Below are 22,786 nucleotides of genomic sequence, written 5' to 3' on the forward strand. Positions count from 1 at the left end.
AAGACGAAAAAGGGTGGGGGCGCAAAAACAATCGGGGGCCGGCCGGGGTGGGGGTTAAAAGAACCTGCCGGCACGGTCCGGATTGGTCTCGGTGCGAGTGCCGGCCGGGGGCCGGAAGATATTTGGTCCAGTACCGCGCGGTGCGGGTGCCGGCCGGGGGCCGGAAGAAGACAGCGCAGTTTCGATCGGTGCCAGTGCCGGCAGGGGCCGGAAGAAGGCAGAGCAGACCCGGTCGGTGCAGGTAGGGGTCGGGTCGGGTTGGTTGTGGGGTCGAGTTGAGGCGGGGCTCGGCAGTCCGGTGCGGTGTGATCGGTCCGAGTTGGGTTCGGGCTGGTGCTGTGTGGTTGGGGCTGTGGTTATCGGCCCTCTAGTGCGTCTCTCATCGGGCGCATCTTGGCGTGGGCTTCGCAGACCTCGTTGTCCGGGTCAGACTCGGCTACCAGGCCGCAGCCTGCGAAGAGGCGGGCTGTGCGGCCGTCCAGTTGGGCGCAGCGGAGTGCGATGCCCAGTTCGCCGTCGCCGTTGCCGTCGATCCAGCCCACTGGGCCCGCGTAGCGGCCTCGGTCCATTCCCTCAAGTTCGTCGATGAGGGCGATGGCTTCTTTTCGTGGGGTTCCGCCTACTGCTGCCGTGGGGTGTAGTGCTGCTCCCAGGCGCAGTAGTGATGGGGAGCCGCTGAGGGTGCCGATCACGTCGCTGGACAGGTGGGACACGTTTGGTAGGCGGAGTACTGACGGGCCGTCTACGGACATCGTGGAGCAGAACGGGTTCAGGGTGTCGACCAGCGAGCGGATTGCGTAGTCGTGTTCCTCTAGGTTTTTTGGTGAGGACAGGAGTGCTGCTTCTAGTTCCTCGTCGGACATGCCGTCGTGGGGCCAGGTTGTTCCGGCCAGTACTCGGGAGTCGACTACTGGGCCTGTTCGACGTAGTAGTAGTTCTGGGGTGGCGCCTAGTAGGCCGTCTACCGCGTATACCCAGCATTCTGGGTAGCGCCTGGCCAAGCCCTCCAGGACGAAGCGGTGGTCGATGGGGACGTCTGCCACTGCCAGGAGGTCGTGGGCCAGGACGACCTTGTCGAGGTGGCCCTCGCGCATGTGTTCCACGGCTGCCGCTACCGCTCCTCGGTAGTCGGTTACCGAGAGTTGGCCGTCTGCGTAGCGGACTGTTGACGGGCGTTGGATCGGGGTGGGTTCGGCTGGTGTCGGGCGGCCGATTGTGGTGATCCAGCTTTGGTTGCCGCGTCTGCCCAGGACTACTTCTGGGACCACCAGTACTGAGTGACCTGGGTCATCTGAGAACGCCATGCTGACGAAGGCGACCGGGCCGGTGCCGGGGAGGTTGATCTCGTCTTGGACGTCCAAGGTCGCTGTGTAGTCGCGCCACCAGCGGTCCGCTTCGGCGAAGCGGTTGGGGCCCGTGATGTCGAAGCGTGCTGCCTCACCCCATCCGACCAGGCCTGATCCGTCCCGCACCCAGGCCAGTGCGTGGTCGGGGTGGGGGAGCCTGCTCAGCAGGTCCTCACCCGTCGCTGGCGCGGTGTGGACGCGCAGGCGTTGTCGGGTTCGCGACGCGGGTGCGGTGGTCACGCTTCGAGGGTATGGACTCACTCCTGAGATTCCTCCTCCGACCAGCCCTAGACTCCTCAGCTGTGGTGGACGACGCAGTGCAGACCAGTCCGCGGTCATCCGTCGGTGTCCGCGTCCGGCGGGGCGTCGCCCGTGCGTTGCTGGTGGTCGGAGGGGTGGTGACCCTGGTGGGGGTCCTGCTCGTGGTCGCCTCCTGGCGGGACGACCGGGCCATCGAGGCGCACCTGGGCAACGCGACCGCCGAAGTGGTGTCCGTCGCGTTCAACCGCACGGTGATCAGGTTCGGCACGCCGGACGGCAAGGTGCAGAGCCCCTCGCAGGGCGTCCTCTACCCGGAAGGGCTGGAGGTCGGGCAGCTCGTGCGGATCGAGTACGACACGACGAACCCCGAACTGGCTCGGATCTGGGGGCGTGGAGCGTCGCTGTCGCTGCTGCCCGTGTCGACGTTCCTGCTGGTCGTGTGGGCCGTGCTGCTGCCGTCGATCTGGTTCGTCCGGCGGGGACTCCGCCGTTTGTGACAGTTTCTCCCGAAATCGCCGTTCAGGTGTAACATCCTCCTCATGGTGGATGACCTGTCGGCGCGCTTCGAGCACACGGTGGCCTCCGAGGCGCGGATCGAACCCCGCGACTGGATGCCGGACGGCTACCGCAAGACGCTGATCCGGCAGATCGCCCAGCACGCGCACTCCGAGATCATCGGGATGCAGCCGGAGGGCAACTGGATCAGCCGCGCGCCCTCGTTGCGCCGCAAGGCGATCCTGCTGGCGAAGGTCCAGGACGAGGCGGGTCACGGGCTGTACCTGTACGCCGCGACCGAGACGCTGGGCGCGGACCGGGGCGACCTGACGCAGAAGCTCATCGACGGCAAGCAGAAGTACTCCTCGATCTTCAACTACCCGACGTTGACGTTCGCGGACATGGGCGTGATCGGGTGGCTGGTCGACGGCGCGGCCATCTGCAACCAGGTGCCGCTGTGCCGCACCTCGTACGGCCCGTACGCGCGGGCCATGATCCGCATCTGCAAGGAGGAGTCCTTCCACCAGCGGCAGGGCTACGAACTGCTCATGACCATGATGCGGGGAACGCAGGCCCAACGCGACATGGTCCAGGACGCGGTCAACCGCTGGTGGTGGCCGTCGCTGATGATGTTCGGGCCGCCGGACTCGGAGAGCTCGAACACCGAGCAGTCGATGGCGTGGCGGATCAAGCGCAACACCAACGACGAGCTGCGGCAGAAGTACGTGGACATGTCGATGCCGCAGGCCGCGAAGCTCGGCGTCACGTTCCCGGACCCGGTTCTGGCGTGGAACGAGGAGCGCGGGCACTACGACTTCGGGCAGCCGGACTGGGACGAGTTCTGGCAGGTCGTCGGTGGGCACGGGCCGTGCAACAGCCAGCGCGTGGCGCACCGCCGCAAGTCGCACGAGGACGGCGCGTGGGTTCGGGAAGCCGCCGCAGCGCACGCCGCCAAGGCCGTCCAGGCACGGGAGGGTGTCGCATGAGCACGTCGTGGCCGTTGTGGGAGGTCTTCGTCCGCGGCAAGCGCGGGCTGAACCACGTGCACGTCGGGTCGCTGCACGCGCCGGACGCCGAGATGGCCGTCCGCAACGCGCGGGACGTCTACACCCGCCGCAACGAGGGCGTGTCGATCTGGGTCGTGCCCGCCGAGGCCATCACGGCGTCGTCGCCGGACGAGAAGGACCCGTTCTTCGAGCCCGCGGGCGACAAGGTCTACCGGCACCCCACGTTCTACGCCATCCCCGACGACGTGCCGCACCTGTGAGCACCGCTTTCGCCGTGGAGGCGTGATGAGCTTCGACAACGCGTACGAGTCGCTGATCGACCACGAGGACGCGCACTGGGCGTTCGGCACCGGGTTCCACACGGCGCTGGAGGGCGTGGACCGCGAGGTTCCGGCCACGGTCGACCGCGCGGACCTGGTCGCCTACTGCCTGATGCTCGGCGACGACTCGCTGGTCCTGTCCCAGCGGCTGGCCGCGTGGTGTTCGCGCGCGCCGGAGCTGGAGGAGGACATCGCGCTGGCCAACATCGCGTTGGACCTGCTCGGCCAGGCCCGGTTGCTGCTCACGCGCGCCGGTGAGGTCGAGGGGGCGGGTCGGGACGAGGACGCGCTGGCGTACCTGCGCGACGAGCGCGAGTTCCGGAACGTGCACCTCGCCGAGATCGACTGCGGGCCCGGCCCCGGTGGTGACTTCGCCACGACGATCGTGCGGCTGCTGGTGTTCTCGTCGTGGAAGATCGCCCAGTTCTCCCGCCTGCGCGGCAGCGCGGACCCGGTGCTCGCGGCCATCGCCGCGAAGGGCCTCAAGGAGCTGGCCTACCACCGCGACCACGCCGCCCAGTGGGCCGTGCGGCTCGGCGACGGCACCGAGGAGTCGCACCGGCGGATGGTCGCCGCGGTCGACCGCGTGTGGCCGTTCGTGGACGAGCTGTTCCACGCCAGCGCGGTGGAGGCCCGCCTGTCGGGGGTCGCCGTCGACCCGGCCGAACTGCGGTCCGAGGTGGACGGCGTGCTGCACGCGGTGTTCGAGGCGTCCGGCCTGACCAGGCCCGAGCCGATCCCGACGGCGTTCGTCGCCGGTCAGGCGGGGCGGGAGGGCGTGCACACCGAGGCCATGGGTTTCCTGGTCGCCGAGATGCAGCACCTGCACCGGTCGATGCCCGGAGCGGTCTGGTGACCACGGCCAGGCAGATCGCCGAGCAGGTCCGCGACCCGGAACTCCCGGTGCTCACGCTGGCCGACCTCGGCGTGCTGCGGGACGTGACCGAGTCGGACGGCCGGGTGCTCGTCACGATCACGCCGACGTACTCGGGCTGTCCGGCGATCGACGAGATGGGCTCCGACCTGCGCCGCGCGCTGACGTCGGCCGGGTACGCCGAGGTCGAGGTGCGCACGTCGCTGCACCCGGCGTGGACGACGGACTGGATCAGCGAGTCGGGCAAGCAGAAGCTGCTGGACTACGGGATCGCTCCGCCGAACCGCATCGGCCCGAAGGTCGCGGGCCCGATCCCGCTGAACCTGACCCCGCCGTCGCAACGCGTGCCGTGCCCGCGCTGCGGGTCGCCGCGCACCACCGAGCTGTCCCGCTTCGGCTCCACCGCCTGCAAGGCCCTGCGGCGCTGCGAGGACTGCGCGGAGCCCTTCGAGCACATCAAGGAGATCTAGTGACGGCCTCCGCGCCCACCCGCCGCCGCACGACGTTCCACCGGCTCGTGGTGGCCGACGTCGACCGGCTGTGCGACGACGCCGTCGCCGTCACCTTCGACGTCCCCGCCGAGCTGGCGGAGGAGTTCGCGTTCAGCGCGGGCCAGTACCTGACGATCAAGCGCGGCGACGAGCGCCGGTCGTACTCGATCTGCGCGGCCGTCGGCGCAGCCCCGCGCATCGGCGTCCGCCGCGTCGAGGGCGGCCTGTTCTCCAGCCACCTCGTCGACGAGCTGCGCGCGGGCGACGTCCTGGAGGTCCTGCCGCCGCAGGGCGCCTTCACCCCGGACGGCGGCGCGCACCACGCGTTCGTCGTGGCGGGCTCGGGCATCACCCCGGCGCTGTCGATCGCGGCCACGGTCCTGGCGTCCGGCGCGCGCGTGACGCTGCTGTACGGCAACCGCCGCACGGACACGGTCATGTTCGCCGAGGAACTGGCCGACCTGAAGGACCGCTACGGCCCGACGTTGCAGCTCGTCCACGTCCTGTCGCGCGAACCCCGCGACGTGGAGCTGTTCACCGGCAGGCTCGACGCCGACAAGCTCCGCGCCCTCTTCACGACCGTCGTGCCCGCCGCCGACGTGGACCAGTGGTGGCTGTGCGGCCCGTACGCGATGGTCCAGGACGCCCGCGCGGTGCTGGCCGAACGCGGTGTCGACGTCGACGCGGTGCACCACGAGCTGTTCTACGTCGACGAGCCCCCGCCCGCCCCGCGTCGCGCCGAGGACACCGCCGTCCTCGCGTCCGCCGCCGAGGCGACGGTGATCCTGGACGGCCGCACCACCACCGTCCCCGTGCCGCCGGACGTGGCCATCCTGGACGCCGCGCAACGCGTCCGCTCCGACCTGCCGTTCGCCTGCAAGGGCGGCGTCTGCGGCACGTGCCGCGCGCTGGTCGTGAAGGGCGAGGTCGACATGCGCCGCAACTACGCGCTGGAACCGCGGGAAGTCGAGGCGGGTTTCGTGCTCACGTGCCAATCGACACCCGTCAGCGCCGAGGTAACGGTGGATTTCGACGCCTGACGAATGTCTCACATGGCAGTATCGAGTGATGGGAGTCGTCGGTAGATCGGTGCTGTGGGGCCTGGCCATCGGTTCAGGGGCGGTGTTCCTGTTCTTCGGCCTGATCATGATGGTCAGCACGGCCCCGTACGACAACTTCGCGGCCAGCCTCGTGGCGCTGCTGATCATGTCGGCCATGTTCGGCGGCGTCCCCGGCACGCTGATCGGCCTGCTGGTCGGCTCGATCCGCAACTCGAACCAGAAGCGCTTCCCACCCCCGCCCCCACCGCTGCCGTACCCGCGCCCGCTGTACGTCCCGACCACCCCGGCGGACCAGTGGTCCGCGGTGGTCGCGCGCTGCGAGGAGTCGGTGCGCCGCGTGGCGGCCGTCGTGGACACCGTCCCGGCGTCCCCGGCGAAGGAGTGGATGACCCGCATCGCCAGCCAGTTCGAGGCGGAACTGGAGGACGTCCGCGGCATCGCCAAGCTCGCCAGGGCCATGGGCGCGGTCGACGAGGAGCACCCGGCGTCCCAACGCCTGTTCGCCGCGGCCCGCGACTTCGCCACCTTCGAGACCGAGGTGGGCAGAGTGGCCCTCAAGATGTTCGACCGCCCGGAACTCGACAGGGCCCGCAACGACCTCGAATTCCTCGAACAACAACTCCCGAGCCTGGGAGCCGATCCGCACTGAGCAGGCTACTTCTCCAAAGCCGCCTGCCACCACTCCAGCACCTGGTCCGCCATCTCCGGATCCGCCACCAGCAGCCCGTCCACCGGCAACGGCGACCCCTCGCCCCGCCGGTCCAGCACCGCAGCGCCTGACTCCACGGCCAGCGCCACCGCCCCGGCCACGTCCCACTCGTGGTACCCGTGCAGCACCGCGGCGGTGGCGTGGCCCAGTGCCACCTGCGCCACGGCCAGCGCCTTCGAGCCCAGCACCCGCACGCCGGTCCCCGACGTCGCCGCCCGCGTGATGAACTCGCCCATCCCCGGCCACGGCCCGGTGCGCGTCATCTCCGTGCACACGATCGCCGCCGACGCCTGCGCCCCCAGGCGCACCGGCATCCCGTTCGCCCGCATCCCGCGCCCGCGGGCCGCGGCGTAGATCTGCCCGCGGTAGGGATCGGCCACGACCCCCACGACCGGCCCCCACCGGTCCACCAGAGCCAGCGAGTAGGCGCACCACGGCACCCCCGCCACGTAGTTCGCGGTGCCGTCGATCGGGTCCACGACCCAGCGGAACTCGGCCTCGAACGGGACGTCGACGTTCTCGCAGAACACCGGTATCGACGGGAACTCGGTGGTCAGCACGCGCCTGGTGTGGCGTTCCAGGGTGTGGTCGGTGTCGGTGACCCAGTCGAACGGCGAATCGTCGCCATCGGGTCGCGCCCCGCGCCCGGCGGTGGCCATGATGACGTCGGACGCGTCGTTGGCGAGGCGACCGGCCACTTCCAGCGCGATGGAAACGAGCGCGGGATCGACGGGCTGGGCGGGCCTGGACGACAAGACGGTCATGCCGAGCTAGTTTCATCCTCCCGGATGGCCGTCACGCGTCCACGAGGTGACCGGGCGAGGATCACCTGGTCAACGGTGTCCGTGTCGGGAGACGTTCGGCGGGCGTTCCACGTGCTGTCACGCCCCCGTGGTGTTGTACCGCCACGGTGGGCCCGTGCGCGTCGCGATCGTCACCGAGAGCTTCCTGCCCCAGGTCAACGGGGTCACCAACTCCGTCCTCCGCGTCCTCGAGAACCTGCCCGGCCCGGCGCTGGTCATCGCGCCGGGAGCGGGTGACGACAGCTACGAGGGCACCCCGGTCGTGCGGGTGCCCGCCGTGGACCTGCCGCGGGTCAGTTCGCTGCCCGTGGGCGTGCCCACCCGCAAGGTGCTGTCCGCGCTGGCGGCGTTCCGGCCGGACGTCGTGCACCTGGCGTCGCCGTTCGTGCTCGGCGCGAGAGGCGTGCAGGCCGCGCGCAGGCTCGGCCTGCCGACGGTGGCCGTCTACCAGACCGACGTGGCCGGCTTCGCGGGCAGCTACGGGCTCGGGATCACGGCGCGCGCCGCGTGGCGGTGGACCAAGCGCGTGCACTCGATGGCCGACCGGACGCTCGCGCCGTCGACGTGGGCGGTGGAGGCGCTGGAGGAGCACGGCGTGCCGCGCGTGCACCGGTGGGGTCGCGGCGTGGACGTCGACCTGTTCCGGCCCGACCGGCGGGACCACGAGTTGCGGCGACGACTCGCGCCCAACGGCGAGCTGCTGGTCGGGTACGTGGGCAGGCTGTCGCCGGAGAAGCAGGTGCACCGGCTCGCCGCGCTCAACGGGATGCCGGGCGTGCGCGTGGTCGTCGTCGGCGGTGGACCGGACGAAGCCTCGCTGCGCAAGGAACTCCCGGACGCCGCGTTCCTCGGCTTCCGCACCGGCGTCGACCTCGCCACGGCCTACGCGAGCCTGGACGTGTTCGTCCACACCGGACCGCACGAGACGTTCTGCCAGGCCGTGCAGGAGGCACTGGCGAGCGGACTCCCCGTGCTGGCCCCGAACCAGGGCGGTCCACGCGACCTGGTCGAGCCCGGCCGCACCGGGTACCTGCTGTCCGACGACCCGGCCGAACTCCGCGCGGGCGTCGACGCGCTGCGGGACCCGTTGCGGCGCAAGCAGTTCGGCGACAACGCCCGCGCGTCGGTGCGGCACCGGACGTGGCCCGCGCTGTGCGCCGAACTGCTCGGCCACTACCACGCGGTGCAGGGGAGGCGCGTCGAGCAGCGCCGGGCCGCCTGATGCGGATCGCCCAGCTGGCCAACTTCTACGGCCCGCGCTCCGGTGGTCTGCGGACCGCGCTGCACCACCTCGGCGCGGGCTACGCCGCTCGCGGCCACGAGGTCGTGCTGGTCGTCCCCGGCAGGCGAAGAGCCGACGAGCTCCTCCCCGACGGCGTCCGCCGGATCACCCTGCCCGCGCCGCGCCTGCCCGGCACCGGCGGCTACCGCGCGGTCGACCCGTGGCGGGTGAAGGCGCTGCTCGACGACCTCCGCCCGGACCGGCTGGAGGTGTCCGACCGGCTGACCCTGCGCGGCATGGGCCACTGGGCCCGCGAACGAGCCATTCCCAGCGTCGTCATCTCCCACGAGCGCCTTGACCGCCTGCTGGAGCAGTTCCTGCTGCCCACCCGGCCCGCCGAGCGGGTCGCGGACTGGGCGAACGCCCGCATGGCCGCCGCCTACGACACCGTCGTCTGCACCACCGGGTTCGCCAAGCAGGAGTTCGACCGGATCGGCGTCCACAACGTCGCCCAGGTCCCACTGGGCGTCGACCTCCACACCTTCACCCCGACCCGCCACGACCGCTCGCTGCGCCACGAGTTGGCCCAGGGCGCGGAGGCGCTGCTGGTGCACTGCGGCCGCCTCTCCCCGGAGAAGCACGTCGAGCGCAGCGTCGACACCGCCGCCGCCCTGCACGCCTCGGGCACCAGGACCCGGCTGGTCGTCGTCGGCGACGGCCCGCGGCGCGACGCGCTCGAACGCCGGGCCAGGGGACTGCCGGTCACGTTCCTCGGCCACGTCGCCCGCCGCGACGACGTCGCCGACCTGCTCGCCAGCGCCGACGTCTCCCTCGCCCCCGGCCCGCACGAGACGTTCGGCCTCGCCGCGCTGGAGGCCCTCGCGTCCGGCACCCCGGTCGTCGTCTCCGCCCGCTCGGCGCTCGGCGAGATCGTCCGGCCCGGCTGCGGCGCGGCCGTCGAGGACCACGCGCCCGCGTTCGCCGACGCCGTGCGCGGCCTCCTCGACACCGCCGAACCCGCACGTCGGGGCGCTGCCAGGACCCGTGCGGAGGACTACCCGTGGCGCGCGGCGGTGGACGGGATGCTGGCCGCTCTGGCCGTCACATAGTCTTCGGACATGTCGCGAGCTGGCCTGGACAAGAACCCGCGCGAAGTGGCCGAGATGTTCGACGGCGTGGCCAAGGGCTACGACCGCACGAACTCCGTGATGACACTCGGGTTCGACCGCCGCTGGCGGGAGTGGAGCAGGCGCGTGCTCGACGCGCAGCCCGGCGAGAAGGTGCTGGACCTCGCCGCGGGCACGGCCGTGTCCACCGTCGAGTACGCCTCCTCCGGCGCGTGGTGCGTGGCGGCGGACTTCTCCCTCGGGATGCTCCAGGGCGGCGCCCACCGCCCGGTGCCGAAGGTCGCGGCCGACGCGCTGCACCTGCCGTTCGCGGACGGCGTGTTCGACGCCGCCACGGTCTCCTTCGGCCTGCGCAACTTCAGCGACACGGTCGCCGCGCTGCGCGAGATGGCCCGCGTCGTGCGCCCCGGCGGACGGCTCGTGATCTGCGAGGTGTCGACCCCCACGTTCCGCCCGTTCCGGTTCGTCTACATGCGGTACCTGCTGCGCGTGCTGCCGCTGGTCGGCCGGGTCGTGTCCTCCAACCCGGAGGCCTACCAGTACCTCGCGGAGTCCATGCGCGCGTGGCCGGACCAGCGCGCCCTCGGCGAGATGATCTCCGAGGCGGGCTGGGAGGACGTGGCCTGGTTCAACCTCACCGGGGGCATGGTCGCACTGCACCGCGCGACGAAGCCCGAGTGAGATCGGCGGCTCTCAGCAGCTCACGGTTAGACTCACAGGAGTTTGTGAACTGATGCACAAGGAGTCGGGATGACTACTCCCAGCCGCCGTCAGGCAGGCGAGGACGCCGAGGTGATCGTGGTCGGCGCGGGGCCCGCGGGCTCCACGGCCGCCACCTACCTGGCACGCGCGGGCCTGGACGTGCTGCTGCTGGAGAAGAGCAGCTTCCCCCGCGAGAAGGTCTGCGGCGACGGTCTCACGCCCCGCGGTGTGAAGCAGCTCATCGACCTCGGCATCGACACCCGCGAAGAGGCGGGCTGGCTGCACAACAAGGGTCTGCGCGTCGTCGGCGGCGGCGTCACGATGGAGCTGGACTGGCCGGACCTGGCCTCGTTCCCGCCCTACGGCGTGGTGCGGCCCCGGCAGGACTTCGACGAGATGCTGGCGAACACGGCCAAGGCCGCCGGCGCCCGGCTGCACGAGCTGACCACGGTCACCGGCGCCATCACCGACGAGCGCACCGGCCGGATCGTCGGCGTGAACGCGAAGGTCGGCAAGGAGAAGACGCCCGTCTCCTTCCGCGCCCCGCTGGTGCTGGCGTGCGACGGCGTGAGCGCGCGGCTGGCGCTGAGCGTCGGCATCGACAAGCGCGACGACCGTCCGATGGGGGTGGCGGTCCGCCGCTACTACGCGAGCCCGCGCACCAAGGACGACTACCTCGAGTCGCACCTGGAGCTGTGGGACCGCAGCGACCCGGCGAACCCCCAGCTGCTGCCCGGCTACGGCTGGATCTTCGGCATGGGCGACGGCAGCGTGAACGTCGGCCTCGGCATCCTGAGCACGTCGAAGGCCTACGGCACGACGGACTACCGCGCGCTGCTGAAGAGCTGGCTGGACGGCACGCCCGAGGAGTGGGGCTTCCGCGAGGAGAACGCCACCAGCAAGATCGGCGGCGCCGCGCTGCCCATGGGCTTCAACCGCAAGCCGCACTACCGCAACGGGTTGCTGCTGGTCGGCGACGCGGGCGGCATGGTGAACCCGTTCAACGGCGAGGGCATCGGCTACGCCATGGAGTCGGCCCGGATCGCAGCCGAGACCGTCGTGCAGGCGCTGGCCCGGCCCGCGGGCCTGAGCCGCGAGCACGCGCTCGCGGGCTACCCGGCGCGCATCGAGCAGTCGCTCGGCAGCTACTACCGGCTGGGCAACATCTTCAGCAAGCTGATCGGGAACCCGACGGTCATGCGGACGGCCACCAAGTACGGGATGCCGCGCAAGACGCTGATGAAGCTGGTGCTGAAGCTGCTCGCCGGTCTGTACGACCCGAAGGACGGCGACTCGTTCGACCGCATCATCACGGCGGCGACGAAACTGGCTCCCAGCGCGTAAAGCCGCAGGTAATACCCCGAATAGCGCAAAGTTAGGCGACCCTAACCCTCAGGTTAGTGCGCCCTAACCAACGAAATGGCGTCGGTCTTGTACCGGCGCCATTTCTCGTGCGCTGTGGCGCCGTTCACCCCAGGGTCGCCGAGGGGTGCTCTGATGCAGGTCAGCGCGCTGCGTGGGGGTGCGTGTAACACCGCTGTGTGACGTTCTACACTGGCCGATGGTCTTGTGAATCACTTCACAAGTCCACGGATCGGCTTGTGAACTGTTTCACAAGCGGACCTCCGAATGTTAGGCGTGCCTTACCGGCAAGTCGGGCTAGAACACCCCTTAGGGTGCGGATCGGTCAGCGGCTCGCTTGTGTCGCGACAGCGAGGAAAGGACGACGGAGAGTGCTTCAGCCCTACCTCCCCCTCGTATTCATGTTCCTGCTCGCCGGGGCGTTCGCGCTGTTCTCGGTGACGGCCGCGCCGTACATCGGGCCGCGGCGGTACAACCGGGCCAAGCTCGACGCCTACGAGTGCGGCATCGAGCCCTCACCGGCCCCGATCGTGGGCGGCGGCCGCATGCCGGTCGCCTACTACCTGACGGCCATGCTCTTCATCCTGTTCGACATCGAAATGGTGTTCCTCTACCCGTTCGCGGTCTCCGCGGACAGGCTCGGCCTCTTCGGGCTGGTGGAGATCGCCCTGTTCGTCGCGACAGTCGGCTTCGCGTACGCCTACGTGTGGCGTCGCGGCGGCCTCGACTGGAACTAAGCACCGGGGAAGGCGACAGTCATGGGCCTCGAGGAGAAGCTCCCGAACGGCATCCTGCTGACCAGCGTGGAGAAGCTGGTCAACTGGACCCGCAAGTCCTCGCTGTGGCCAGCCACCTTCGGGCTGGCGTGCTGCGCGATCGAGATGATGACGACGGGCGGTCCGCGCTACGACCTCGCCCGCTTCGGCATGGAGGTCTTCCGCGCCTCGCCGCGCCAGGCCGACCTGATGATCGTGGCGGGTCGCGTGACCAACAAGATGGCGCCGGTGCTGCGGCAGATCTACGACCAGATGCCCGAGCCCCGCTGGGTGCTGGCCATGGGCGTCTGCGCGTCGACCGGCGGCATGTTCAACAACTACGCCGTCGTGCAGGGCGTGGACCACGTGGTCCCGGTCGACATGTACCTGCCGGGCTGCCCGCCGCGGCCGGAGATGCTGATCGACGCGATCCTCAAGATCCACGCCAAGATCATGGACGAGCCGCTGGGCGCCGTTCGTGCCGCCGCGCTCCTGGAGAGCGGCTACAGCACGGACCTCATGCCGTCGTCCGAGCGTTTCGCGAAGAAGAAGTGAGCAGGCGATGAGGGAGCCAGGGGAAGAGAACTCCAGCGCGCAGCGGCCCGCCGAGGACGGCTTGCAGCCGACCGAGGTGGCGCCCGCGGAGCCGAAGGCGCCGCTGGAGACCGGCAAGGCCCGCAAGGGCATGTTCGGCGTCACGGGCACCGGTGACACGTCGGGCTTCGGCGGTCTCCGCCTGCCCGCGTACATCGCGACCCCCGCCGAGCGCCCCTTCGGCGGCTGGTTCGACGAGTTCGTCGACGAGCTGCTCGGCGCCATGCGCGAGAAGGACATCCCGGCCGACGTGATCCAGCAGGTCACGATCGACCGCGGCGAGATCACCCTGTACGTCCGCCGCGAGGAGCTGGTGGACCTCTGCTCCGTGCTCCGCAACGACCCCGCCCTGCGCTTCGAGCTGTGCAGCTCGGTGTCGGGCGTGGACTACGGCGCGGACGTCGCGGGCCGCCTGCACTCCGTCTACCACCTGACCTCGATGACCTACCGGCGGCGCATCCGCTTGGAGGTCTCGGTCGACGTGGACGACGCGCACATCCCCAGCGTCGTCTCGGTCTACCCGACGGCGGACTGGCAGGAGCGCGAGGCCTGGGACATGTTCGGCATCGTCTACGACGGTCACCCCGGCCTGACCCGCATCCTCATGCCGGACGACTGGGACGGTCACCCCCAGCGCAAGGACTACCCGCTCGGCGGGATCCCGGTGGAGTACAAGGGCGCGGAGATCCCCCCGCCAGACCAGAGGCGGTCTTACTCGTGAGCAGCGAAAACCAGGCGGACCAGGCGCGCGAGGAGACCCTCGGCGGCGGCACCCGCACCGAGTCGGTCGCCGACGCGTCGACCGGCACCGACACGAGCGCCGAGGGCAGCGACAGCCGCGACGCCGACGCCCAGGCAGGCCAGGCGCGGGCCGACGAGGCCGCGACGATCGCCGCGGGCCCGTCCGTCGACGTCGCCGACTCGCGCCAGACCACCGAGGGCACCGTCTACACGGTGACCGGCGGCGACTGGGACGAGGTGCTCGCGGACGCCGCGGGCGACGAGCGCATCGTCATGAACCTCGGCCCGCAGCACCCGTCGACGCACGGCGTGCTCCGCCTCGTGCTGGAGCTGGAGGGCGAGACGGTCACGCAGGCCCGGTCCGTCATCGGCTACCTGCACACCGGCATCGAGAAGAACCTCGAGTACCGCAACTGGACCCAGGGCGTCACGTTCGTGACGCGCATGGACTACCTGGCGCCGCTGCACAACGAGGCCGCGTACTGCCTGTCCGTGGAGAAGCTGCTCGGCATCGAGGCGCCGCAGCGGGCCCAGGTCATCCGGGTCCTGCTGATGGAGCTCAACCGGGTCAGCTCGCACCTGGTGGCGCTGGCCACCGGCGGCATGGAGCTGGGCGCGCTGACCGGCATGACCGCCGGGTTCCGCGAGCGCGAGGAAGTCCTGCACCTGCTGGAGCACCTCACCGGTCTCCGGATGAACCACGCGTTCATCCGCCCCGGCGGCGTCGCGCAGGACCTGCCGGCCGACGCGGTCGAGAAGATCCGCTCGTTCCTCAAGATCATGGACAAGCGGCTCCCGGACTACGACAAGCTGCTCACCGGCCAGCCGATCTGGCGCAACCGCCTCGCGGGCGTGGGCTACCTGCCCGTCGACGCGTGCCTCGCGCTCGGCATCACCGGCCCGATCCTGCGGTCCGCGGGCCTCCCGTGGGACCTCCGCAAGGTCGAGCCGTACTCGGGCTACGAGACCTACGACTTCGACGTCCCCACGTCGAACGCGGGCGACAGCTTCGCGCGGTACCTGATGCGGGTCGAGGAGATCCACCAGTCGCTGCGGATCGTCCGCCAGGCCGTGGACCGGCTGGAGCCGGGCCCGGTCATGGTCGAGGACGCCAAGATCGCGTGGCCCGCGCAGCTCACGATCGGCGCGGACGGCATGGGCAACTCGCTCGAGCACGTCCGCAAGATCATGGGCCAGTCGATGGAGTCCCTGATCCACCACTTCAAGCTGGTGACCGAGGGCTTCGACGTCCCGGCGGGCCAGGTCTACGTGCCGATCGAGTCGCCGCGCGGCGAGCTCGGCTACCACGTGGTCTCCGACGGCGGCACGCGCCCGTTCCGCGTGCACGTGCGCGAACCAAGTTTCGTGAACCTCCAGTCGATGCCCGCGATGTGCGAGGGCGGCATGGTCGCCGACGTCATCGCCTCGGTGGCCTCTATCGACCCGGTGATGGGTGGTTGTGACCGATGACCCAGACTTCTGAACCGTCCACTGCGGACCTGAGCGTCTTCGGTGACGACATCGTCGCGCGGGCGCAGCAGCTGATCTCGCGCTACCCGCTGTCGCGGTCGGCGCTGCTGCCGATGCTGCACCTCGTGCAGTCGGTCGAGGGCTACGTCAGCCAGGCGGGCATCGCGTTCTGCGCGGGCCAGCTCGACCTGAGCAACGCCGAGGTCAGCGCGGTCGCGACCTTCTACACCATGTACAAGCGCAAGCCGTGCGGCGAGCACCTGGTCAGCGTGTGCACGAACACCCTGTGCGCGGCGCTGGGCGGCGACGCCATCTTCGCGAAGCTGCGCGAGCACCTGGGCAGCGAGGGCAAGCCGCTGGGCCAGGAGGAGACCTCGGGCGAGCCGGGCACGCCGGGCTCGATCACGCTGGAGCACGCCGAGTGCCTCGCGGCCTGCGACCTCGGCCCGGTCCTCCAGGTGAACTACGAGTTCTACGACAACCAGACGCCGGACAAGGCGCTGGAGCTCGTGACCGCGTTGCAGGCGGGGGAGAAGCCCGCTCCGACGCGCGGTGCCCCGCTCACCGACTTCCGCCAGGCCGAGCTCCAGCTGGCCGGGTTCTTCGAGGGTCGCGAGTCCGACCTGGACGGCCCGTCGGCCGCCGCCGAGACCGTGCGGGGCGCCCGCATCGCCGCGGACAACGGCTGGACCGCACCGTCCATGTCGGACGACGTCGCCTTCCCGCCGCTCCCGGAAAAGAAGTAGGGGCACGCCATGGTTGACAGCCTCACTCCAGTGCTGACCAAGCGCTGGCTCTCCCCGCGCTCGTGGACGATCAAGACCTACGAGCAGCTGGAGGGGTACACCGCGCTGCGCAAGGCCCTCGGCGCGCACCCGGACCAGATCATCCAGCAGTGCAAGGACTCCGGCCTGCGCGGCCGGGGCGGCGCGGGTTTCCCCACGGGCATGAAGTGGGGCTTCATCCCGCAGGGCGACGGCAAGCCGCACTACCTCGTCATCAACGCCGACGAGGGCGAGCCGGGCACCTGCAAGGACATCCCGCTGATGATGGCGGACCCGCACTCCCTCATCGAGGGCATCATCATCACCTCGTACGCGATCCGGGCGAACTTCGCCGCGATCTACGTGCGCGGTGAGGCCCTGCACTGCATCCGCAGGCTCGACGGCGCCGTCAAGGAGGCGTACGCCGCCGGGTACCTGGGCAAGAACATCCTGGGCAGCGGCTTCGACCTCGACGTCGTCGTGCACGCCGGCGCGGGCGCGTACATCTGCGGCGAGGAGACGGCGCTGCTCGACTCGCTGGAGGGCAAGCGCGGCCAGCCGAGGCTGAAGCCGCCGTTCCCCGCGACCGCCGGGCTCTACGCGTCGCCGACCGTGGTGAACAACGTCGAGACCATCGCCAGCGTGCCGTTCATCGTCAACGGCGGCAGCGACTGGTTCCGCACCATGGGGCGCGAGCGCTCGCCCGGCCCGAAGATCTACTCGCTGTCCGGCCACGTCACGCGGCCCGGCCAGTACGAGGCGCCGATGGGCACCACGCTGCGCGAGCTGCTGGAGCTGGCCGGTGGCATGAAGGACGGCATCCCGCTGAAGTTCTGGACGCCGGGCGGCTCGTCCACCCCGCTGTTCACCGCGGACCACCTCGACGTGCCGCTGGACTTCGAGGGCGCGGCCGAGGCCGGTTCCATGCTCGGCACCACGGCGTTGCAGCTGTTCAACGAGACCGTCTCGGTCCCGTGGGCGGTCATGAAGTGGACCGAGTTCTACAAGCACGAGTCGTGCGGCAAGTGCACCCCCTGCCGCGAGGGCACGTACTGGCTGGTCCAGATCCTCCAGCGCATGGTGGCGGGCAACGGCACCGCGAGCGACATCGACACGTTGCTCGACGTCTGCGACAACATCCTCGGCCGCTCGTTCTGCGCGCTGGGCGACGGCGCGGTCAGCCCGATCACCAGTGGCATCAAGTACTTCAAGGACGAGTTCCTGGCGCTGTGCGACAAGAACTCCGCTGTGTTGGCAGGAGCCCACTGATGACTTTGGCACCGGAGAAGAGCGAGGTCGCGGTCCCCGAGGGCCACGTCAAGCTCGTGATCGACGGCTTCGAGGTCGTCGCCCCCAAGGGTGAGCTGCTGATCCGCACGGCCGAGCGCCTCGGCATCGTCGTGCCGCGGTTCTGCGACCACCCGCTGCTGGAGCCCGCGGGCGCCTGCCGCCAGTGCCTCGTCGAGGTCGAGATGGGCGGTCGGCCGATGCCGAAGCCCCAGGCCTCCTGCACGATGACGGTCGCCGACGGCATGGTCGTGAAGACCCAGCTGACCTCGCCCGTCGCGGACAAGGCGCAGGCGGGCGTGATGGAGCTGCTGCTCATCAACCACCCGCTGGACTGCCCGATCTGCGACAAGGGCGGCGAGTGCCCGCTGCAGAACCAGGCGCTCAAGCACGGTCGCGCGGAGTCCCGCTTCCACGAGCACAAGCGCACGTTCCCGAAGCCCCTGCCGATCTCGACGCAGGTGCTGCTGGACCGCGAGCGCTGCGTGCTCTGCCAGCGCTGCACCAGGTTCTCCGCGCAGATCGCGGGCGACCCGTTCATCGAGCTGCTGGAGCGCGGCTCGCAGCAGCAGATCGGCGTGGCGGACGGCAAGCCGTTCCAGTCGTACTTCTCGGGCAACACCATCCAGATCTGCCCGGTGGGCGCCCTCACGAGCGCGGCCTACCGCTTCCGGGCCCGCCCGTTCGACCTCATCTCCACCCCGAGCGTCTGCGAGCACTGCTCGTCGGGCTGCGCCGAGCGCACCGACTGGCGGCGCGGCAAGGTGCAGCGCAAGCTCGCCGGTGACGACCCCGAGGTCAACGAGGAGTGGATCTGCGACAAGGGCCGCTTCGCGTTCCGCTACGCCACGGCCGCCGACCGCTTCACGCGCCCGCTGGTGCGCGACGCGGAGTCCGGTGAGCTGCGCGAGACGTCGTGGACCGAGGCCCTCCAGGTCGCCGCGGCCGGTCTCGCCGCCGCCCGTGACGCCAAGGGCGTCGGCGTGCTCACCGGCGGTCGCCTGACCGTCGAGGACGCCTACGCCTACGCGAAGTTCGCCCGCGTGGCGCTCAAGACCAACGACGTCGACTTCCGGGCCCGCGCGCACTCGGCCGAGGAGCTGGAGTTCCTGACCAGCACGATCCTCGGCACGACGCCGGACAACGGCGGCGTGACGTTCAAGGCGATCGAGGCCGCGCCCGCCGTGCTGTGCGTCGCGTTCGAGCCGGAGGAGGAAGCGCCCATCGTCTTCCTGCGGCTGCGCAAGGCCGCCCGCAAGAAGACCAAGGTGTTCCACCTGGGCCAGTACACCTCGCCCGCCGTGGAGAAGACCTTCGGCACGCTGCTCGCCTGCGTCCCCGGTCAGGAGCCCGCCGCGCTGAACGGCCTGGCGGAGCACGCTCCCGACGTGACGGAAGCGCTGTCCACCAGCGGTTCGGTGATCCTCGTCGGCGAGCGCGCCGCCGAGGTGCCCGGCCTGTTCTCCGCGGTGGCCCGGCTCGCCGAGTCCACCGGGGCGAAGGTCGCCTGGATCCCGCGTCGCGCGGGTGAGCGCGGCGCGCTCGAGGTCGGCGCGGTGCCGAACCTGCTGCCCGGCGGCAGGCTCGTCAGCGACGCCGCCGCGCGCGCCGAGGTGGAGAAGTCCTGGGGCCTGGTGGCGGGCACGCTGCCGAGCCGCGCGGGCCGCGACACCAACGGCATCCTGGTCGCCGCCGCGAGCGGCGCGCTGGACGCGCTCGTCGTCGCGGGCGTCGACCCGTACGACCTGCCGGACCCCGGCCTCGCCCAGCGGGCGCTGGAGTTCGCGGGCTTCGTGGTCTCGCTGGAACTGCGCCCGAGCGCGGCCACCGACCACGCGGACGTCGTCCTCCCGATCGCCCCGTCGGTCGAGAAGTCCGGCAGCTTCCTGAACTGGGAAGGCCGTCGCCGCGACTTCGGCACCACGCTCGAGGGCACCGGCGCGCTGCCCGACTGCCGGGTGCTCGACACCCTGGCCGTCGAGATGGACGCCGACCTGTTCACCCAGACGCCCGCCGCCGCGGCCGCCGACCTGGACCGGCTCGGCTCGAACGTGGCGGAGGCCTCGGCCCCCACCGTGTCGGCGCCGCTGCTCGTGCAGCCCACGGCCGGTCAGGCCGTGCTCGCGACCTGGCGCCGGATGCTGGACAACGGCTCGCTCCAGGACGACGAGCCGAACCTCGCGGGCACCGCCCGCCCGGTGGTGGCGAAGGTGTCCGCGAACACCGCCGTGAACCTCGGCCTCGAACCGGGCGCCGACATCACCGTGTCGACCGAGCGCGGGTCGGTGACGCTGCCCGTCGAGGTCGCGGACCTGCCCGACGGCGTCGTCTGGCTGCCCGGCAACTCGGGCCCGGTCACCGTGCGCCGCAACCTCGTCGCGGGTCACGGTTCCCTCGTGGCCGTTAGTGGAGGCAAGGCATGACCACCGCCGAACTTCTCGCGGACGACCCGATCTGGATCATCCTGATCAAGGTCGTCGGGATCTTCGCGTTCCTCGTCGTCATGACGCTGTTCATGATCAACTGGGAGCGCAAGGTCGTCGCGCGGATGCAGCAGCGCCCCGGCCCCAACCGGGTCGGCCCCAACGGCTGGCTCCAGTCGTTGGCGGACGGCCTGAAGCTGGCGTTCAAGGAGGACATCCGCCCGGTCCTCGCGGACAAGTGGGTGTTCTTCCTCGCGCCGGTCATCTCCTGCATCCCTGCGTTCGTCGCCTTCTCGGTGATCCCGATCGCCGGTGAGGTCAGCCTCTTCGGCGAGCGCACCTCGCTCCAGCTCGTCGACCTCCCGGTCGGCGTCCTGGTCGTGCTGGCCTGCTCCTCGATCGGCGTCTACGGCATCGTGCTCTCCGGCTGGGCCTCCGGCTCGCCGTACCCGCTGCTGGGCGCCCTGCGCTCGGCGGCGCAGGTGATCTCCTACGAGATCGCGATGGGCCTGTCGATCGTCGGCGTCGTGATGTTCTCGCACTCCATGTCCACCTCGGACATCGTGCAGGCGCAGAGCAACCTCTGGTTCGTGGTGCTGCTGTTCCCGAGCTTCGCGATCTACGTCATCTCCATGGTCGGCGAGACCAACCGCGCGCCCTTCGACCTCCCCGAGGCCGAGTCCGAGCTGGTCGGCGGTTTCCACACCGAGTACAGCTCGCTGAAGTTCGCGCTGTTCTTCCTCGCCGAGTACGTGAACATGGTGACGGTCTCCGCGCTCGCGACCACGCTGTTCCTCGGCGGGTACAAGGCGCCGTGGGGCGGCGACTTCATGAACACCGGCTGGTGGGGCCTCCTCTGGTTCGTCGCCAAGACGCTGTTCTTCCTGTTCATCTTCATCTGGCTGCGCGGCACGCTGCCCCGCATGCGCTACGACCAGTTCATGCGGCTGGGCTGGAAGGTCCTCGTCCCGATCAGCCTCGTGTGGATCGTGGCCGTGGCCCTCGTGCGCGCGCTGAACAACTCCGGCGGCTTCAGCCGGAACCAGTTCCTGACGATCTTCGGCGTCGTGCTCGGCGTGCTGGTGCTGCTCTCGCTGCTGCTGCCGGACCGCAAGGTCGCGGAAGACCCGAACGCGGTCCCGATCACCGGCGGCGGGTACCCCGTGCCGCCACTCGACCTGGAAGTCCCCAAGGCTCCGACGCGGCGTACCCCGGTCGTCGCGCAGCTGCCCAAGGAACCCGTTGCGGTAACAGCATCGAAGGAGGCCAGCGATGGGGATGTTTGATCCCATCAAGGGCTTCGGCGTGACCTTCGGAACGATGTTCAAGAAGGTCGTCACCGAGGAGTACCCCGAGGTCAAGAAGGTCACCGCGCCGCGGTTCCACGGGCGGCACCAGCTCAACCGGCACCCCGACGGGCTGGAGAAGTGCGTCGGCTGCGAGCTGTGCGCGTGGGCCTGCCCGGCGGACGCGATCTTCGTCGAAGGTGGCAACAACACCGAGGACGCCCGGTATTCCCCCGGTGAGCGCTTCGGCGCCGACTACCAGATCAACTACCTGCGCTGCATCGGCTGCGGCCTCTGCATCGAGGCGTGCCCGACCCGTTCGCTCACCATGACGAACGAGTACGAGCTGGCCGACGACAGCAGGCAGAAGCTGATCTTCACGAAGGAGGACCTGCTCGCCCCGCTGCTGCCCGGCATGGAGCAGCCGCCGCACCCCATGCGGCTCGGCGACAACGAGCAGGACTACTACGTGAACGGCCCGGCGCTCGCCCGCAACGCGGAGGCGGGGCAGTGAGCCTTCTCAACCTGGCGCAGGACTTCGTCACCGTCGCGCAGCCCGCGGCCCCGGTCGCCGACACCATCGGCACCGGCGAGACGATCGCGTTCTGGATCCTCGGACCGCTGTCCCTCGCGGGCGCGCTCGGCATGCTCTTCGCCCGCAACGCGGTCCACTCCGCGCTGTGGCTGGTGCTGACCATGCTCAGCCTCGGCGTCATCTACATGGTCCAGCAGGCGCCGTTCCTCGGCTTCGTGCAGATCATCGTGTACACCGGCGCGATCATGATGCTGTTCCTCTTCGTGCTGATGCTCGTCGGCAGGGACAGCTCGGACTCGATCGTCGAGGTGCTGCGCGGGCAACGCCTCGCCGCCGCGGTGCTCGGCGTCGGCTTCGCGGGCCTGGTCGTCGGCTCGCTCGCGCAGGCCTTCACCCGCGTCCGCTCGGTCGGCCTCGCCTCGGTGAACAACTCCGGCGGCGGCAACGTCGCCAACATCGGCTCGGAGCTGTTCACCAAGTACCTGTTCGTCTTCGAGCTCACGTCGGCGCTGCTGATCACCGCCGCCGTCGGCGCGATGGTGCTGGCGTACTCCGACCGGCACGGCAAGGGCGAGAAGAAGACCCAGCGCGAACTGGTCGAGGAGCGCTTCAAGGGTGACCGCCCCGGCTCGCTGCCCGGCCCCGGCGTCTTCGCCACGGCCAACTCCGTCGCCACGCCCGCGCTGCTGCCCGACGGTTCCGTCGCGGAGGAGTCGCTCTCGGCGCTCATCGAGACGACCACCAAGGAACGCCTCGCGGACGACGTCGCGGGGGTGTCCGGCACCGGGCACCACGCCGACGCGCACGCGCTCACCGGCTCCGCGTCAGCCAAGGAGGGGGAGTGATGACTCCTACCTACTACCTGCTCCTGTCCGCGCTGCTGTTCAGCCTCGGCGCGGTGGGCGTTCTGGTGCGGCGCAACGCCATCGTCGTGTTCATGTGCGTCGAGCTGATGCTCAACGCGGTGAACCTCACGCTGGTCACGTTCTCCCGCATGCACGGGGAGCTCGACGGCCAGGTGATGGGTTTCTTCGTGATGGTCGTGGCCGCCGCCGAGGTCGTGGTGGGCCTGACGATCATCATGTCGATCTTCCGCACGCGTCGCTCGGCCTCGGTCGACGATTCCAACCTGCTGAAGTACTGAGAGGTCA

The 22,786-nt window shown here is 70.2% G+C and carries 24 protein-coding genes; 22 read left to right on the plus strand and 2 right to left on the minus strand.

Going from position 1 to position 22,786, the window contains the following annotated elements:
- Nucleotides 1-356: 356 nt before the first annotated feature.
- Nucleotides 357-1,586: an isochorismate synthase MenF gene (locus ACFWW9_RS16390; RefSeq protein ID WP_390377533.1), complete on the minus strand. Its 1,230-nt coding sequence runs from the start codon at nucleotides 1,584-1,586 to the stop codon at nucleotides 357-359.
- 62 nt (nucleotides 1,587-1,648) lie between these two features.
- Between ACFWW9_RS16390 and ACFWW9_RS16395 the strand changes: the two genes are divergently transcribed.
- The 7 genes from ACFWW9_RS16395 to ACFWW9_RS16425 are packed head-to-tail and all read left to right on the plus strand — an operon-like array spanning nucleotide 1,649 to nucleotide 6,504.
- On the plus strand, nucleotides 1,649-2,104 hold the full coding sequence (locus ACFWW9_RS16395) for a DUF3592 domain-containing protein (RefSeq protein WP_390377536.1): 456 nt from the start codon (nucleotides 1,649-1,651) through the stop codon (nucleotides 2,102-2,104).
- A gap of 42 nt (nucleotides 2,105-2,146) precedes the next feature.
- Complete coding sequence (gene paaA, locus ACFWW9_RS16400; RefSeq protein ID WP_390377539.1) at nucleotides 2,147-3,088, plus strand: 1,2-phenylacetyl-CoA epoxidase subunit PaaA; 942 nt, start codon at nucleotides 2,147-2,149, stop codon at nucleotides 3,086-3,088.
- The gene (gene paaB, locus ACFWW9_RS16405) at nucleotides 3,085-3,369 is read left to right on the plus strand and encodes a 1,2-phenylacetyl-CoA epoxidase subunit PaaB (RefSeq protein WP_390377542.1); all 285 of its coding nucleotides are present in this window, start codon (nucleotides 3,085-3,087) and stop codon (nucleotides 3,367-3,369) included. The genes paaA and paaB overlap by 4 nt, the downstream gene beginning before the upstream one ends.
- Nucleotides 3,370-3,394: 25 nt before the next feature.
- Nucleotides 3,395-4,285: a 1,2-phenylacetyl-CoA epoxidase subunit PaaC gene (gene paaC / locus ACFWW9_RS16410; protein ID WP_390377545.1), complete on the plus strand. Its 891-nt coding sequence runs from the start codon at nucleotides 3,395-3,397 to the stop codon at nucleotides 4,283-4,285.
- Nucleotides 4,282-4,773: a 1,2-phenylacetyl-CoA epoxidase subunit PaaD gene (gene paaD / locus ACFWW9_RS16415; RefSeq protein ID WP_390377548.1), complete on the plus strand. Its 492-nt coding sequence runs from the start codon at nucleotides 4,282-4,284 to the stop codon at nucleotides 4,771-4,773. The genes paaC and paaD overlap by 4 nt, the downstream gene beginning before the upstream one ends.
- Nucleotides 4,773-5,834, plus strand: a complete 1,062-nt coding sequence (gene paaE, locus ACFWW9_RS16420; RefSeq protein WP_390377551.1) for a 1,2-phenylacetyl-CoA epoxidase subunit PaaE — start codon at nucleotides 4,773-4,775, stop codon at nucleotides 5,832-5,834. The genes paaD and paaE overlap by 1 nt, the downstream gene beginning before the upstream one ends.
- A 28-nt stretch (nucleotides 5,835-5,862) precedes the next feature.
- The gene (locus ACFWW9_RS16425; RefSeq protein ID WP_390377554.1) at nucleotides 5,863-6,504 is read left to right on the plus strand and encodes a hypothetical protein; all 642 of its coding nucleotides are present in this window, start codon (nucleotides 5,863-5,865) and stop codon (nucleotides 6,502-6,504) included.
- Nucleotides 6,505-6,509: 5 nt separating this feature from the next.
- On the opposite strand, the gene ACFWW9_RS16430 is transcribed toward ACFWW9_RS16425, so the two are convergent.
- On the minus strand, nucleotides 6,510-7,328 hold the full coding sequence (locus tag ACFWW9_RS16430; protein WP_390377557.1) for an inositol monophosphatase family protein: 819 nt from the start codon (nucleotides 7,326-7,328) through the stop codon (nucleotides 6,510-6,512).
- 154 nt (nucleotides 7,329-7,482) lie between these two features.
- Between ACFWW9_RS16430 and ACFWW9_RS16435 the strand changes: the two genes are divergently transcribed.
- From ACFWW9_RS16435 to nuoK, 15 genes are all read left to right on the plus strand, one after another.
- The gene (locus ACFWW9_RS16435; protein WP_390377560.1) at nucleotides 7,483-8,589 is read left to right on the plus strand and encodes a glycosyltransferase family 4 protein; all 1,107 of its coding nucleotides are present in this window, start codon (nucleotides 7,483-7,485) and stop codon (nucleotides 8,587-8,589) included.
- The gene (locus ACFWW9_RS16440) at nucleotides 8,589-9,698 is read left to right on the plus strand and encodes a glycosyltransferase (protein WP_390377563.1); all 1,110 of its coding nucleotides are present in this window, start codon (nucleotides 8,589-8,591) and stop codon (nucleotides 9,696-9,698) included. Before ACFWW9_RS16435 ends, ACFWW9_RS16440 begins: the two co-directional genes overlap by 1 nt.
- A 9-nt stretch (nucleotides 9,699-9,707) precedes the next feature.
- Entirely contained in the window at nucleotides 9,708-10,397 is a 690-nt protein-coding gene (locus ACFWW9_RS16445) for a demethylmenaquinone methyltransferase (RefSeq protein ID WP_390377566.1), read from the plus strand.
- Between the two features lie 69 nt (nucleotides 10,398-10,466).
- Nucleotides 10,467-11,762 (plus strand): geranylgeranyl reductase family protein, encoded by a 1,296-nt coding sequence (locus ACFWW9_RS16450; RefSeq protein WP_390377569.1) that lies wholly within the window; start codon nucleotides 10,467-10,469, stop codon nucleotides 11,760-11,762.
- 389 nt (nucleotides 11,763-12,151) lie between these two features.
- Nucleotides 12,152-12,517, plus strand: coding sequence for an NADH-quinone oxidoreductase subunit A (locus ACFWW9_RS16455; protein WP_390377572.1), 366 nt, complete (start codon nucleotides 12,152-12,154; stop codon nucleotides 12,515-12,517).
- 21 nt (nucleotides 12,518-12,538) lie between these two features.
- Nucleotides 12,539-13,090, plus strand: a complete 552-nt coding sequence (locus ACFWW9_RS16460; RefSeq protein ID WP_390377575.1) for a NuoB/complex I 20 kDa subunit family protein — start codon at nucleotides 12,539-12,541, stop codon at nucleotides 13,088-13,090.
- 7 nt (nucleotides 13,091-13,097) lie between these two features.
- Nucleotides 13,098-13,850: an NADH-quinone oxidoreductase subunit C gene (locus ACFWW9_RS16465; protein ID WP_390377578.1), complete on the plus strand. Its 753-nt coding sequence runs from the start codon at nucleotides 13,098-13,100 to the stop codon at nucleotides 13,848-13,850.
- Nucleotides 13,851-14,017: 167 nt separating this feature from the next.
- On the plus strand, nucleotides 14,018-15,340 hold the full coding sequence (locus ACFWW9_RS16470) for an NADH-quinone oxidoreductase subunit D (protein ID WP_390377770.1): 1,323 nt from the start codon (nucleotides 14,018-14,020) through the stop codon (nucleotides 15,338-15,340).
- Nucleotides 15,337-16,086 carry an NADH-quinone oxidoreductase subunit NuoE gene (gene nuoE / locus ACFWW9_RS16475; RefSeq protein WP_390377581.1) on the plus strand — a complete coding sequence of 250 codons (750 nt, stop codon included), beginning with the start codon at nucleotides 15,337-15,339 and terminating at the stop codon, nucleotides 16,084-16,086. Before ACFWW9_RS16470 ends, nuoE begins: the two co-directional genes overlap by 4 nt.
- 9 nt (nucleotides 16,087-16,095) lie before the next feature.
- Nucleotides 16,096-17,373 carry an NADH-quinone oxidoreductase subunit NuoF gene (gene nuoF, locus ACFWW9_RS16480; RefSeq protein WP_390377584.1) on the plus strand — a complete coding sequence of 426 codons (1,278 nt, stop codon included), beginning with the start codon at nucleotides 16,096-16,098 and terminating at the stop codon, nucleotides 17,371-17,373.
- Nucleotides 17,373-19,814 (plus strand): NADH-quinone oxidoreductase subunit G, encoded by a 2,442-nt coding sequence (locus tag ACFWW9_RS16485; protein WP_390377587.1) that lies wholly within the window; start codon nucleotides 17,373-17,375, stop codon nucleotides 19,812-19,814. The genes nuoF and ACFWW9_RS16485 overlap by 1 nt, the downstream gene beginning before the upstream one ends.
- A complete protein-coding gene (gene nuoH, locus ACFWW9_RS16490) occupies nucleotides 19,811-21,100 on the plus strand; it encodes an NADH-quinone oxidoreductase subunit NuoH (RefSeq protein WP_390377590.1) in 1,290 nt (429 codons plus the stop codon). The genes ACFWW9_RS16485 and nuoH overlap by 4 nt, the downstream gene beginning before the upstream one ends.
- Nucleotides 21,087-21,614, plus strand: a complete 528-nt coding sequence (nuoI, locus tag ACFWW9_RS16495) for an NADH-quinone oxidoreductase subunit NuoI (protein ID WP_390377592.1) — start codon at nucleotides 21,087-21,089, stop codon at nucleotides 21,612-21,614. Before nuoH ends, nuoI begins: the two co-directional genes overlap by 14 nt.
- Nucleotides 21,611-22,480, plus strand: coding sequence for an NADH-quinone oxidoreductase subunit J (locus ACFWW9_RS16500; RefSeq protein ID WP_390377595.1), 870 nt, complete (start codon nucleotides 21,611-21,613; stop codon nucleotides 22,478-22,480). Before nuoI ends, ACFWW9_RS16500 begins: the two co-directional genes overlap by 4 nt.
- Nucleotides 22,480-22,779: an NADH-quinone oxidoreductase subunit NuoK gene (gene nuoK, locus ACFWW9_RS16505; protein ID WP_106187055.1), complete on the plus strand. Its 300-nt coding sequence runs from the start codon at nucleotides 22,480-22,482 to the stop codon at nucleotides 22,777-22,779. Before ACFWW9_RS16500 ends, nuoK begins: the two co-directional genes overlap by 1 nt.
- Nucleotides 22,780-22,786 lie beyond the last annotated feature (7 nt).

Source organism: Umezawaea sp. NPDC059074, assembly GCF_042738955.1.
Taxonomy (GTDB): domain Bacteria; phylum Actinomycetota; class Actinomycetes; order Mycobacteriales; family Pseudonocardiaceae; genus Umezawaea.